The organism is Maribacter sp. ACAM166 (genome assembly GCF_005771495.1).
Classification (GTDB): Bacteria; Bacteroidota; Bacteroidia; order Flavobacteriales; family Flavobacteriaceae; genus Maribacter.
Genome location: NZ_VAUW01000002.1, coordinates 1 through 14,000, shown reverse-complemented (window position 1 = coordinate 14,000; position 14,000 = coordinate 1). Strand labels below are relative to the sequence as shown.

Annotated in this window: 14 protein-coding genes; 8 read left to right on the top strand and 6 right to left on the bottom strand. The window is 36.1% G+C overall.

Features of this window, described 5'->3' with window-relative positions; all coding sequences use genetic code 11:
- The first annotated feature begins 103 nt into the window (after positions 1–103).
- The 4 genes from ES765_RS01420 to ES765_RS01405 all read left to right on the top strand — a co-directional run bounded on the left by ES765_RS01420 (position 104) and on the right by ES765_RS01405 (position 4,398).
- Positions 104–1,834: an alpha/beta hydrolase-fold protein gene (locus ES765_RS01420; RefSeq protein ID WP_138110817.1), complete on the top strand. Its 1,731-nt coding sequence runs from the start codon at positions 104–106 to the stop codon at positions 1,832–1,834.
- A gap of 2 nt (positions 1,835–1,836) precedes the next feature.
- Positions 1,837–2,460 carry a DUF2306 domain-containing protein gene (locus tag ES765_RS01415; RefSeq protein WP_138110816.1) on the top strand — a complete coding sequence of 208 codons (624 nt, stop codon included), beginning with the start codon at positions 1,837–1,839 and terminating at the stop codon, positions 2,458–2,460.
- An 87-nt stretch (positions 2,461–2,547) separates the two neighbouring features.
- Positions 2,548–3,408, top strand: coding sequence for an alpha/beta hydrolase (locus tag ES765_RS01410; protein ID WP_171017202.1), 861 nt, complete (start codon positions 2,548–2,550; stop codon positions 3,406–3,408).
- An 18-nt stretch (positions 3,409–3,426) separates the two neighbouring features.
- Positions 3,427–4,398, top strand: coding sequence for an aldo/keto reductase (locus ES765_RS01405; RefSeq protein ID WP_138110815.1), 972 nt, complete (start codon positions 3,427–3,429; stop codon positions 4,396–4,398).
- A gap of 128 nt (positions 4,399–4,526) precedes the next feature.
- Here the strand turns inward: ES765_RS01405 and ES765_RS01400 are convergent, their stop codons facing one another.
- The 4 genes from ES765_RS01400 to ES765_RS01385 form a co-directional block, all read right to left on the bottom strand.
- Positions 4,527–4,952: a VOC family protein gene (locus ES765_RS01400; protein ID WP_138110814.1), complete on the bottom strand. Its 426-nt coding sequence runs from the start codon at positions 4,950–4,952 to the stop codon at positions 4,527–4,529.
- Positions 4,953–5,114: 162 nt separating this feature from the next.
- Positions 5,115–5,954, bottom strand: a complete 840-nt coding sequence (locus ES765_RS01395) for an alpha/beta fold hydrolase (protein ID WP_138110813.1) — start codon at positions 5,952–5,954, stop codon at positions 5,115–5,117.
- Between the two features lie 146 nt (positions 5,955–6,100).
- Complete coding sequence (locus tag ES765_RS01390) at positions 6,101–6,655, bottom strand: hypothetical protein (protein WP_138110812.1); 555 nt, start codon at positions 6,653–6,655, stop codon at positions 6,101–6,103.
- 5 nt (positions 6,656–6,660) lie between these two features.
- The gene (locus ES765_RS01385; RefSeq protein WP_138110811.1) at positions 6,661–8,166 is read right to left on the bottom strand and encodes a helicase HerA-like domain-containing protein; all 1,506 of its coding nucleotides are present in this window, start codon (positions 8,164–8,166) and stop codon (positions 6,661–6,663) included.
- 172 nt (positions 8,167–8,338) lie between these two features.
- Here ES765_RS01385 and ES765_RS01380 point away from each other — a divergent pair, with 172 nt between their 5' ends.
- A complete protein-coding gene (locus ES765_RS01380; protein ID WP_138110810.1) occupies positions 8,339–8,971 on the top strand; it encodes a 7-carboxy-7-deazaguanine synthase QueE in 633 nt (210 codons plus the stop codon).
- Positions 8,972–9,034: 63 nt separating this feature from the next.
- Here the strand turns inward: ES765_RS01380 and ES765_RS01375 are convergent, their stop codons facing one another.
- Together ES765_RS01375 and ES765_RS01370 are read right to left on the bottom strand one after the other, a co-directional pair.
- Positions 9,035–9,952: a hypothetical protein gene (locus ES765_RS01375; protein ID WP_249356188.1), complete on the bottom strand. Its 918-nt coding sequence runs from the start codon at positions 9,950–9,952 to the stop codon at positions 9,035–9,037.
- Between the two features lie 41 nt (positions 9,953–9,993).
- Entirely contained in the window at positions 9,994–10,707 is a 714-nt protein-coding gene (locus ES765_RS01370) for a class I SAM-dependent methyltransferase (RefSeq protein ID WP_138110809.1), read from the bottom strand.
- A 75-nt stretch (positions 10,708–10,782) separates the two neighbouring features.
- Here ES765_RS01370 and ES765_RS01365 point away from each other — a divergent pair, with 75 nt between their 5' ends.
- The 3 genes from ES765_RS01365 to ES765_RS01355 all read left to right on the top strand — a co-directional run bounded on the left by ES765_RS01365 (position 10,783) and on the right by ES765_RS01355 (position 13,887).
- Positions 10,783–11,274 (top strand): YkgJ family cysteine cluster protein, encoded by a 492-nt coding sequence (locus ES765_RS01365; RefSeq protein WP_138110808.1) that lies wholly within the window; start codon positions 10,783–10,785, stop codon positions 11,272–11,274.
- A gap of 173 nt (positions 11,275–11,447) precedes the next feature.
- Positions 11,448–12,935 carry an ArnT family glycosyltransferase gene (locus ES765_RS01360; protein ID WP_138110807.1) on the top strand — a complete coding sequence of 496 codons (1,488 nt, stop codon included), beginning with the start codon at positions 11,448–11,450 and terminating at the stop codon, positions 12,933–12,935.
- A 163-nt stretch (positions 12,936–13,098) separates the two neighbouring features.
- A complete protein-coding gene (locus ES765_RS01355; RefSeq protein WP_138110806.1) occupies positions 13,099–13,887 on the top strand; it encodes a dicarboxylate/amino acid:cation symporter in 789 nt (262 codons plus the stop codon).
- Positions 13,888–14,000: the final 113 nt, after the last annotated feature.

The following is a 14,000-nucleotide window of genomic DNA, read 5'->3' as shown; positions in this document are numbered from 1 at the left end:
GATTAGAATTTACAACGCAACTTTTTATTTTAAAATAAACTTTTCTCAAAGTTTAGGATAGCCAAATGAATATTTATCTTTAATGGAATAATCAACATCCATCATGAAAAAACAAATATTCGTTTTAGGACTTCTAAGTTGTCTACTACTTAGTTGTGAAAAGGTAGTTAAACCTGTTTATGATATCAATATCACATTTAATGATGATGTAGATGAAACGCCGAAAGATGGTAGACTTCTATTAATGCTTTCTACAGATGACAGCGATGAACCTCGATTTCAAATCAACGATGGTCTTAATACCCAGCTAATTTTTGGACTTAATGTGAATGATTGGGAACCAAACACTTCAATAACTTTTGATGGGTCAACTTTTGGGTATCCTTATGCCAGTTTAAAAGATGTGCCGCCCGGGGAATACAATGTGCAGGCGCTGTTAAATGTGTATGAAACCTTTAATTTATCAACAGGGCATACCGTTAAATTACCGATGGATAATGGAGAGGGACAACAATGGCAGCGTTCTCCAGGTAATTTGTACAGTAAGCCATTTAAAATAAGGGTAGCAAGCAATGGTATTGAAAATGTTTCAGTAGTTCTTGATCAGGTAATACCACCAATAGCAGAACCAGAGGATACTAAATGGATCAAGCATATAAAAGTAAAGTCTGAAAAATTATCTGAATTTTGGGGACGGGATATTTATTTAGGAGCTCACGTCTTACTTCCTAAAGGGTTCGAAGAGCATCCAGAAGCAAAATACCCTCTTATGGTATTTCAAGGTCATTTTCCATCAGATTTTAGTGGCTTTAGAACAACCCCTCCAGACCCTAAAATGAAACCTGAATATTCAGAACGGTTTAATTTAGAAGGATACAATATCATTCAGCAGCAAGAAGCTTATGATTTTTATAAACGATGGAATGAGCCTGATTTTCCTCGCTTTATAATCATAGAGATTCAACATCCAACGCCTTATTATGATGACTCTTACGCTGTAAATTCAGCTAGCCAAGGTCCTTATGGTGATGCGTTAACCTATGAATTGATTCCTGAAATAGAAAAGCAGTTTAGGGGAATGGGTGAAGGCTGGTCTCGTTTCTTATATGGTGGTTCGACTGGTGGTTGGGAGGCACTTGCGGTTCAAGTAAAATATCCAGAGGAATATAATGGTTGTTTTGCCGCTTGTCCTGATCCAATTGATTTTAGGGCGTATGCCTTGACGAATATTTATGAAGATGCTAACGCGTATTATTACCCAAGCACTCACAAGAAATTAGAGGTGCCATCACATCGTAATTACCTAGGTCAGATACAATCAACGTTAAGACAAGGCAATCATTTAGAATTAGTGTTGGGAGATAAGTCAAGATCAGGTCAGCAATGGGATATTTGGGAAGCTACCTACTCGCCTCAAGGTAAAGATGGATATCCGGTTAGAATATGGGATAAAATGACCGGAGAGATAGACCATAAAGTGGCCGAGTATTGGAAAGAGAATTTTGACCTTAGACATATTCTAGAACGTGATTGGGATAAATTAGGTCCTAACCTTAAAGGGAAAATTCATATTTACTGTGGTGATATGGATAATTACTATTTGAACAATGCAGTGTACCTAATGGAAGATTTCTTAGAAAGTACAACGGAGCCTTATTATGATGGAGAAGTGTTGTATGGTGACAGAGCTGAACATTGTTGGAACGGTGATTCAGAGCAACCAAATGCTATAACTCGTTTACGGTACAACAGTATGTATGTGCCAAAAATCATGGAGCGTATCGAGAAAAGTGCGCCTAAAGGGGCTGATTTAACGAGTTGGAGGTATAGGTAAGTATGAAGAATATACGAAGTAAAGTGGGATGGTTCTTTTTTGCTTTTTTCGCAATCGGGGTAGGGCTATACCCGCTTATTTATGTGCTTATAGACCGTAAATTAGGCCTGTTAGCGTCTAAAACAGAAGCGTTATTGGGTGATGTCTTTTGGAATGTCGGCTTCTATGGTCATATTTTTTTTGGTGGTTTGGCCTTAATAGTCGGCTGGGTACAGTTCAGTAAGCGGATAAGAAAGTCGAATTTAAGATTGCATAGAACCGTTGGTAAAATATATATAATAGCAGCTTTAATCAGTGGCTTCTGTGGACTTTTCATCGCTATGAATGCCACGGGTGGTCTTATCCCAAAGGTGGCATTTGTAGGTTCGGCGCTGATTTGGTTGTATACCACAAGTAATGCATTTTTAGCCATAAGAAAAGGAAATGTTCAATCACATCAGGCTTTTATGATTTTCAGTTATGCTGTTTGTTTCTCGGCGGTCACTTTGCGATTTTGGCTACCGCTTTTGACCATGGTATTTCAAGATTTTATTGTAGCCTATCGTATTACATCGTGGTTATCTTGGGTGCCCAATATATTTGTCGCTTATTATATTGTAAGGAAGAAAGGTTTGTTGCTTGTTTAACTTGAAAGTCAAAATTTCTATTATTATGGTATTCTAAAATTCAAGCATTATCAGTATCTTGTTTTTTATAAATAAACTTCATTTAAAATGAAAAAAGCAGCTCTCTTGCTCGTTATTTGTTTCGGGATAACGTTAAGCCTTGTAGCCCAGAGTGGTAGGGTTAAAGATAACCTTTCCATGACCAGCAAAATTTTAAAAATGGAGCGTAATTATGCCGTTTACCTTCCACCGGATTACGAAACTTCTGAGCGCAGTTATCCGGTTTTGTATTTGTTACATGGGGCTACAGATGACCATAGAGGTTGGGTGCAGTTTGGTGAAATTTTACGTATTACAGACAAAGGAATTAAAGACGGTAGTGCGACACCAATGATTATAGTTATGCCAGATGCTGATACTGGTAAAATGGGTTATTTCAATCAAGGAAAAGATTGGCGGTATGAGGATTTCTTTTTCGAGGAATTTATGCCCTATGTTGAACAGAAATACAGAATCAAAGGAGAAAAACGATATCGAGCGGTTGCCGGACTATCCATGGGTGGCGGTGGATCTTTTATGTATGCTTTACACCACCCAGAATTGTTTTCTTCCGCTTGTCCGTTGAGCGCATATGTTGGTCCTTTGACTATTGAGGATTTAAAAAAAAGATTGGAACAAAATGATGTTAAATATTCTGAAGTTGAGATTCAAGAATATTTTAAAAAACACAATGCTATAGAATTATTGAAAACTGTTTCTGTCGAAGATGTAAAATCTGTTCGGTGGTATATTGATTGCGGAGATGATGATTTCCTCTACGAGGGAAATAGTTTGGTGCATATCGCCATGAAGAAAAAAGATATTCCACATGAATATCGAGTGAGAGATGGAAGACATAGTTGGACATACTGGCGAGAAGCATTGCCAGCGGTTCTAAGTTTCGTGTCAGATGCCTTTCATCAATACTAATAATAAATTTAGATAGAAATGAAATATAGAAGATTTGGGCGTACTGATTGGCAAGTAAGTGAAGTAGGATATGGCATGTGGGGGATGGCCGGATGGACGGCTAGTGATGATGAGCAATCCGCTAAGTCATTAGATTTAGCCGTTGAGAACGGAGTTAATTTTTTCGATACTGCTTGGGGGTATGGCGAAGGGCATAGTGAAGAATTATTGGGTGAGCTTGTTCGAAGACATCCTTCTAAAAAATTATATACGGCAAGTAAAATACCACCAAAAAACTTTCAATGGCCAGCTAAACCTGAATATGGATTTGAAGACTCCTATCCAACGGAGCATATTATGGACTATACCCATAAAACTTTAAAAAATTTAGGGTTAGAACAATTAGACTTAATGCAATTCCATACATGGGATGATGTTTGGAGCGACCGTGAAGAATGGCAACGTGCTATTGAAGATTTAAAGACCTCTGGCAAGATTGCTGCCATGGGTATAAGCATGAATCGTTGGGAACCAGAAAACGGCATTAAAGCTTTAAAAACGGGTATGTTAGATGCTGTTCAAGTCATTTATAACATATTTGACCAAGCGCCTGTCGATACGCTGTTTCCATTGTGTAAAGAAATGGATATCGCCACCATTGCACGGGTGCCTTTTGATGAAGGAACTCTTACTGGAACAATTACCAAGGAAACTACTTTTCCTGAGGGAGATTGGCGCGGGACTTATTTTGTGCCAGAAAATTTAAATTCTTCTGTGGAACATGCAGATGCATTACGACCGTTAATACCAGAAGGGATGACCATGGCAGAAATGGCATTGCGTTTTATATTGATGAACGATAACGTGGGCACTACCATACCTGGTATGCGTAAACAGCGCAATGTTTTGGCTAATACGGCAACAAGTGATGGTAATGGTTTAGCTGCTGAATTGTATGAAGAGCTTAAAAGGCACAGATGGGATAGAGTTCCTACCTCGTGGTCTCAATAGTATTTTTAGTGAAATTTAATTGTCTTTTGAGCTTAAAAAAATCAACTCTTTATTAGAGTTGATTTTTTTATGTATTGTTTTAATTTAGATAGTAGCCCAATTGTAACGAAATACCGAAATCTTTCTAGTTATTTGGCGAATAGTTGTGTCTTATCCTTAAAGGCTTTGAATTCTAATGCATTACCTGCAGGGTCTAAAAAGAACATAGTAGCTTGTTCCCCGACTTGCCCTTCAAATCGAATGTAAGGTTCAATAACAAAATTAACCTCCTTTGATTTTAGCTCTTCAGAAAAGCTTTGAAAAGTGTCCCATGGTAGTACGACCCCGTAATGAGGTACGGGAACATTGTGCCCGTCCACAGGATTATGGTGTATATTTTCAGTTTCTAATTTTGGTTTATAATGTATAACCAGTTGATGTCCAAAAAAATTGAAATCGACCCAATGGTCGCTACTGCGACCTTCTTCGCAATTAAGTACCTCTCTATAAAATGTTCTGCACTCGGCTAAATTATGAACGGGTATGGCAATGTGAAATGGTGAAACGTTTTGCATAATAAGGTGTTTTTTAAAGTCGACATTAATGCGTTCATATACCTTTATGAACGCCCCGTGCTATTTATTTTATTACGTGTTCGGAAAGTTACTGTTTAATACATTCCTTTATATTGAAACTAATGACAAATTGGAATTTTACAGTGATTTACATTTTACCCATCACAGCTTTAAAAAGGTGATAATCTTGTCGTTCACCTCATCTTGATGCATTGAATGCCCAAAACCTTCAGTGCTTATTAGTTCGCTTCCCTTCCAATGTTTATTTACCTCTACAGATGCATGATAAGGAGTTACCTTGTCCAGCCTGTCATGAAAGAGTAAACCTTTTTTCGAATTATTTAAAACAAATTTAGAGCTGGAGAATTCTTTTGAGGTGAAACCAAATCTAGAATAAATATAAGACTCCAACGTTTTCATCACCTTTTTATTCAAACCTAATAGATTTTTATAATGGGTTAGGATTTCGTTGAATTCTGAAGGAGAGCCTATAGTCACTATTTTTTCTATAAATGCATTTGAATGTTTATACTCATTATACAAAACGGTCATCCCACCTACGGAATGACCAATAACCGTTTTAGGTCGGTATTTCAATGCTATTGCTTGCAAAGCTTCGGCATAGATTGGGACATATAACAATTTTCCCGTTGAATATCCATGAGCAGGGGCGTCAAAGGCTATAATGTTATAATCGGCTTCTTGTAGTTTTTCAATTAGTCTGTGCCATCGCCATGCATTACTTTCCCAACCATGTACCAGTACTACCGTTTCTTTAGTGCCTGGCCATCTATATAACTGAATTTGATTGTCGCCTACGTTTAAAACTTCGAGTTTTGCACTGTCTAAATACTGCTTTTGATTAGGTAACACACGACCTTTTCGAACGGTAGCGAATACTTCGAATGCTTGTTTGGCAATTTTGTTTGATTGAAGCCAGACAAAGAGATTGAAATAAAGTCCGTATAATTTTGGTATGATTTTTTGAAATAAAATGGGCACGAGAAGATTGCTGTTAAATGATTTGAAAAATAACCATTATCAACTGAATTTTCAGTTTCCGTTAATGGCTACTAATATGGTGTATTGGTCTGACAGAATTAAATGTGTGGCCTTCAATCATTAATTGCTTGGCCAATTACAGATAATCAGTCCCAACCGACCATCATGTATTTTACCTTTGCCTTATCTGGTATTTGGACTTCTTCAATTTTAGAATTAGCGTTGTATCTTAGGCTGCCTGGCAATTCTTTCTTGTCAATAGTAAAATAGAGATCGCTGTCTTTTAATAATACTACCACATTGTTTAAAGAAGTAATGATTTTCTTTATTGAATAATTCTCTTTAATATCTTTAAACGTACAATTTTTGGTAATGCCTTTCTCCGTAATAAAACGACCATCATTAATTTGCACATTTTGAATGGTTGCAATGCTATCTGTATTTGGAGTAAGTGTAAGTAGAAGTTCGCCTCCTTTTTCAAATATCATGATTTTACTTGCACCACTCCCAAAATGTAATTTTACCGTATCCTGTACGACCGAATCTTTCTCAAAAATAAGGTCAATATCTCTTGCTAGACTTTGTTTACTCAATCTGCCTACTTGGTCTCCAGATATTTGAAAATCATTCGTTTTAACGCTTTCGCAATTATAAAATAGACAGCTGCTTAAAATTAATACTAGTGTATAACTCGTTTTCATATTTCCTATCGCATTACTTTTTTTAATATTCCTAGTACGCCTCTAATAAATGTAGCACTTGTCAATACCTTTATTATCGGATTTTGCCTTGTACTTTGTCTACTGGTGGTTCTTCTTGGTGTTGGTTTGTTCTTTTCTTTTTCTGCAAGTTTTTCGGCCTTCTCAATCTTTTCGTTTAGGATTTCGTAAGCACTTTCTCGATCTATAATTTCGTTGTATTTTTTCACCAACGTAGAGCTGTCGATAACGTCTTTCAATTCCTTATTTGTTAGCACATCCATTCTGCTCATGGGTGCTCGTAACAATGTGGCCGCAAGTGGTGTCGGTCTCCCTTTTTCGTCCAAAGCTGAAATGAGTGCTTCACCAATACCTAAAGATGTAAGCACCTCTTTGGTATCATAGTATTCAGATTCAGGATAGTTTTCTGCCGTCATTTTTATCGCCTTTCTATCTCTAGCGGTAAATGCTCTTAATGCATGCTGTACTTTCAGACCTAATTGAGCTAATACCTCATTTGGTACGTCAGTTGGGTTCTGAGTCACAAAATAAAGACCTATGCCCTTTGAACGGATCAGTTTTACGATACTTTCAATTTGGTCTAATAATGCTTTCGATGCTTCCTTGAAAATAAGATGTGCTTCGTCTATGAAAAGTATGAGCTCTGGTTGGTCACTATCACCCTGTTCCGGGAACGTTGAGTAAATTTCTGCCAATAAACTTAGCATAAATGTTGAGAACAACTTTGGTCTATCTTGTATATCGGTCAACCTTAGAATATTAATATAACCACGTCCTTTTTCATCTATTCGTGTTAAGTCATTAACATCAAAAGACTTTTCGCCAAAGAACAATTCTGCACCTTGTTGCTCTAGTTCAATAATTTTTCTAAGTATCGTACCGGTTGAGCTCGTTGAAATTCTACCATATTCTTTAGCGAACTCCGCTTTTCCAGCTCCTGTTGCGTATTGTAATACTTTTTTGAAATCTTTTAAATCTAATAAAGGCATTTTATTATCATCGCAGTATTTGAAAACCACGGCAACGATGCCTTCTTGAGTTTCAGAAAGGTCAAGAATTCGAGATAAGAGTACAGGTCCAAATTCAGATACTGTTGCCCTTAATTTGACACCATCTTGTTCTGATAAAGAAAGTATTTCAACAGGAAAACTACTAGCTTCAAATGGGATACCGATTTTAGCATGTCGCTCGTCTATTTTAGCATGACCAGGACTTGGTTGTGCTAGTCCGCTCAAATCACCCTTTAAATCCATTAAAAGAACGGGTATTCCCTTTTGGGATAGATTTTCTGCTATTATTTGAAGTGTTTTAGTCTTTCCAGTACCTGTAGCACCGGCAATTAGCCCATGCCTATTCAGTGTTTTTAGTGGAATTTTAACCAAGGCATCCTTTACGGCTTCACCATTTAACATGGCCGCACCCATTACAATGTAATCGCCTTTGGTGGTATATCCCTTTTCGATATGGTTAAAAAAATCTTTGGTACCAGCCATTATATGAATTTTGGATAAAAATAAGGGATTTTTAAGCAAACCAAAAGCGAAGACCTATCTTAAATACTACTTAGTTTTCAACAGGTGAAGCGCTATGACGAATAGGTTCGGTGGTATATATTCTGGACCTGACTGGCTATAGGAATTAGGAACTAAAACGTATCTTTGCCAGATGAAAAATGTAGAGGTACTTGAGAAGGTGAATCAAGGGGTGTTTTTGCCCTTAATGGAAGAATTTTACACCATACAGGGCGAAGGTTTTCATAAAGGAACTGCTGCCTATTTTATTCGAGTTGGAGGTTGTGATGTTGGTTGTCATTGGTGTGATGTTAAGGAAAGTTGGAATGCGGAAACCCACCCACCCACAGATATTGAAAAAATTGTCACAAATGCCGTGGCCTATTCTGACACGATTGTAGTTACAGGTGGTGAGCCTTTAATGTGGGATATGAGACCGTTGACCAAAGCGTTAAAGGATAAAGGTTTAAAAACACACATTGAAACTTCAGGGGCGTATACGCTAACTGGCGATTGGGATTGGATTTGTCTTTCTCCCAAAAAAAATAAATTACCTGAAGGTAGAATCTACGATGAAGCTCATGAACTTAAGGTGATTATTTTTAATAAGCACGATTTAATTTTTGCAGAGGAACAAGCGGCTAAAACAAACTCGAACTGTATTTTGTACTTACAGCCAGAATGGAGTGTTAGAGATAAAGTCGTTCCGATGATTGTAGATTATGTGATGAAAAACCCAAAATGGAAAGTTTCATTGCAAACACATAAGTATTTGAATATCCCTTAGAGTTTGGTAAGGCGTTCAATAAACTTTGTTTTTAGAGAAAATTGATTTCTATAGCATCGAGAATTAGCGTCCTCCATTGGCGCGAATATCCAATATACATTCTGGGTCAAGTTCAACAGTTGCGGCACTTCCCTTTGCTGATTTTTGCTGTAAAAGGCCTAAGACAGTATTTCCAGAAAGCGTACAGGCTGATTTTATGCCATCTTCGTACAGTTCTTTTGAAGTTGCTTGATGAGATTTTCCGCTTACCGGACCACCAAATTGCAGTTCTGATCGCATAAGACAACCATTTTGGTTACAGTGGTTGTCACCGGCCATTTCACCATCACTATTTTCAGATTCTGATTGATGGTCGTTTACCATATCGGTGCCTAAATTGACTAAGCCGAAAAGGTGGCCAAACTCATGGTTTAAGGTAGTGGTTTCTACATCTGCATCACTAATTGAAAAGCTTCTCGCCGCTAATTTTCTAACCGTTACTTCATGAATAATCATTGAAGTATTTTGAAAAACAGCTCCTAAAGTGACCAAGCCATCCTCTAAATCATCACCTTCTGCAGGTGAATCTGCAAAATAGATATAGATAGCTAAAGTGCTACCGGTATTAAATGCTGTTCTATTTTTTGTTTCTAGATCTGAAATTTCTTTTAAAGTGAGTTCGTCTTCTGCAGGACTAGGTAATTCATTATAAATAATTTCTATGTCTTCTTTGAACGTGTGTTGGCGCAAATAATCTGTAAACTGAGTCATTGCAGATGTTGTAGGTTTGAAGCCTGTTACATATCCAATTTCAATTAAAATTTTATCAAAATTATCAGTAGATAGAATATCATTGGCAGAATCTCCAGCTGCTAACAAGTTAGCTTTTTTGTCTACTGTGGTAGATGTTGCTTCGTCATCTGAACCAGAAGCACTTTTCGAACAGGAAATGGTGAAAGCAATTAGTAGTACTAATAATAATCTTTTGAATATATTCATCATCTTGGTTTGTCTGATAGCATAACGAAAAAATCGGGATGCTATTATTTGGCATGCGTCAATCTTGCTAAATAGTCGTAATGTTCACCTTCCATAAGTAGTTCACAACTTAAATGATTGAAATTCGCTGCACGCTGTAGCGTATTATAATCTACGTATAACCACTGAAATGGTTTGGTTTTTTTATTTTTATATTTTATGGTGAAGTTAACTTCACCATAATAGGTCGTTTCATCAGGAATCCAATATCCGCCATCTTCGTCATTTTCGAACATGTAAATGATATCAGATGAATCCAAGAGAATTTGACCTCCTTTTTTTAACAGAGATTTTAATTTTGAGAAGAATTTCTCAAGCTCCTTTAAGGTTCCAGCTAATCCTACACCGTTCATTAAAATTAAAAGTGTATCAAAAGTTTCACCTTCGTAGTCTAAAATATTTTGGTGAATGTTATTTTTTACGCCTCTTTGTTTGCATACTTGAATCGCACCTTTTGAAGAATCAAGGCCAGTAACTGTAAGCCCTTTTCTTTGGAGATAAAGACTATGACTCCCTGCACCACAACCAATATCCAGAACGTTGCCTTTACAGCTTTTTAGTGCCTTTTGTTCAAGTGCAGGCATATCTTTAAAGCTTCTGAACATATAGGGTATTGGTAAAACATCTTCTTCGTTCAATGAAGAATACGTTAAAATATCTTCAGTATACCTACCTTCTTGGTAGTCTAAAAGTGCAGTGCCTAATATATCGTCGTTCAAAATAGATGTATTTCTAAGTGCAAAAATCTCTCTTTTTATTCCTACTTTCCTAGTTTTGACTAATAATTTTAGAATATGGAGGAGGTTTTACGTCAGTTGTCGAAAAAAGCTAAGGAAAAACATAGTGAAAACAAAAAGTTCTTTGTCAAACTTAGAAAGAAGCCGCCCAAGAATTTAGACTATATAATGCAAGAGCTGCATGAGACCGAATTTGAACGCACCGACTGTCTTACCTGTGCGAATTGCTGTAAAACTACGGGACCGCTTTTTACCAATGCCGATGTAGAACGTATTTCTAAGTCGTTTAAAATGAAGCCCCAAAAGCTCATTGACACTTATTTACGTGTAGATGAGGACAATGATTTTGTTTTGCAACAGGTGCCCTGTACTTTTCTAGGGGCTGATAATTATTGTTCAATTTACAATATACGCCCAAAGGCTTGCCGCGAATTTCCCCATACAGATCGAAAAAAATTTCAACAAATAAGTAACCTTACTCTTAAGAATGTTGAAATATGCCCTGCAGCTTATAATATTGTTGAGGAGATGAAGAAGTTGATGAAGTAAATAGGTGACAGTTCGTAGTTTTAGGAATTATCTGATACCTGTTTTCACCGTGATTGTAAAAACAGTAGTGACAAAATCGGTTTACATTTAATTAAAAGAATAGTAACTTGAACTTATGAGTGGGGTATCATCAATGATGCTATCTAAATTGTGACCTGCAAGCTCAAAAACTAATGAAAAAATATTTACCAATAATTTTAATTCTTTCTTTTGTTAAACTATTAATACAATGGTTTGGGAATCAGAATTATGGTTTTCATCGTGATGAATTACTTCATTTATCCGCAAGTGAACACCTTGATTGGGGATTTATGGAATTTCCACCCTTTATTGCACTAATTGGAAAATTATCTTATTGGTCTTTTGATTATTCTCTTTGGGGGGTTAGGTTATTTCCAACATTAGCAGGTGTTGGAATTCTAATTTTATGCTGTTTAATAGCCAAAGAACTCGGTGGAAAATCAAAGGCGATTTTATTATCTGGAATATGTATCCTTGCATTTCTACCATTTTACCGAAATCACACTTTATTCCAACCAGTTGCATTTGACCAATTATTTTGGACATTAGGTTTTTACTTCATTATTAAGTTTATAAACTCAAAGAACAAAAAGTTTTTAATTTTATTGGGAATTGCTTTGGGATTAGGTTTAATGAATAAGTACACCATATTAGTATGGGCTTTTGGACTTTTTATTGGTTTGTTTTTCTATGAAAAAAGAACTATTTATAAAAATAAATGGCTCTATATTTCTGCTTTAATTTCACTATTGATTTTTTTGCCTAATATCATTTGGCAAATGCAAAATGACTTTCCTCTTTTAAAACATTTACGGGCTTTAAACGAAAATCAATTAAACAGTACAAATCCAATGGAATTTGGGTTAGAACAATTAAATTTCCCTTTTACATTAATTATAAGTCTCTTTGGTTTAGGAGCATTAATAATAGATAAAAATTTAAACAAATACAGAGCAGTTGGGATTGCCGCCATAATTATTTTCTGTACAATGTGGTTGCTAAATTCTAAAGCATATTATGTCTTTGCCATTTATCCGGTTCTTTTTGCTAGCGGAGCAGTTAAAATAGAATCTTTACTTTCTAAAAAGCCAATTTGGGTGTATGTAATAGCTATAGTAACTTTAGTTCCTTCCATTTATTTCATTCCAGAACTTACACCAATTCTACCAATCGAAAAATATGTCAAGTATGCCCAATTTGAAGAGGAAAATGGACGGATTGAATTAACAGGAGATTATGCAGATATGTTCGGGTGGGAAGAACAAGTAAAGTTGGTAGATAGTGTTTATCAATCTTTAAATCCTATTGAAAAAAATAATTATGTTCTGTGGGCAGAAAATTATGGTGAGGCAGGTGCACTTAAAATATTAGGAAAGAAATACAACCTTCCAAATCCAATAAGCAGACACGGAAGTTTTTGGACTTGGGGATATGGTACAAAAGAGGCATTGGTTTGGATTAGTATAGGAAACGAGAAAGCATCCGTAGAACACGTTTTTAAAGAAGTTGAATTGATTAAAATAATAACTCACAAATATGCGATTGGAGAAGAAAACGGGATTCCTTTATACATTTGCAGAAAACCAAAAATTGATATTGAGAACTGGTGGAAAGATTATAAAGCGCATATTTTCGATTGAAAAAAGCCAGTAGGTAATAACGTGTAATAACCGTTGGACATAAATGGTTAGATTATATTTATAGAAAAAAATAAAATTTACTATAAATTGAAAATTAAGTGTTTCGAAATGTCCAACGCTTCATACACGAATCGTTGGCAAACCTTAAGAAGAATATGATACAATGATAGAAATCAGACCACTTAATAAATTATCGGTACACTTAGAGCACTTAATAAAAGGTCGCTTATGGCTTAAGGTTATTATTGGGTTGATTTTAGGAGCTGGACTGGGAATGCTTCTTAACCCATCTACAGGGCTGATATCAGAGGATTTAAGTTTATGGTTAGCCACTTGGCTAGACTTACCAGGTCAAGTATTTATGAGACTGGTACAAATGATTATGATACCCTTGATATTTGCCTCCATTATATCTGGAATTGTTGGCAACACATCAGAAAACCTTAAAACATTTGGATTAAGACTACTGTTGTATTTTGTTTTCACAACTGCTATTTCCATTATAATAGGTCTGACCGTAACGCTCATTATGAAACCTGGTGAATATATCTTTAAGCTGGGTGGTTTTCCGAATAGTAGTGAAGAACAATCGATAGCTACAGAAGCTCCTAATCTTATGGAAAACATCCCAAATGCGATTTCCAACCTTATACCAAATAATCCGTTAGAATCTATCTTGATGGGAGAAATGTTGGGTGTAGTCATTTTTACCATCATAATAGGCGTAGCCATTACCCAATTAAAAAAAGAAACTGCAAAACCCATTATTCGTTTTACTGAAGCCATTCAAAAAATTTGTATGATTGTGGTATCATGGGCAATGATTCTTGTACCATATGCCGTATTTGGGTTAATGGCGGCTTTACTATCTAGAACAGGTCTAGATATATTCCTTGGTTTAGGGTACTATATGGTGGTAGTGATTACAGGCTTGCTTCCAATAGCGTCCTAAACGATTAAAAAAGAGAAAGGGAATTCTGTTCCTCAAAGTTACCTTTGTGGTGCACTCAAAACCACACCTTTCTCTTATGTTAAATATAACCTTGTTTTCCCAAATCATCTCGA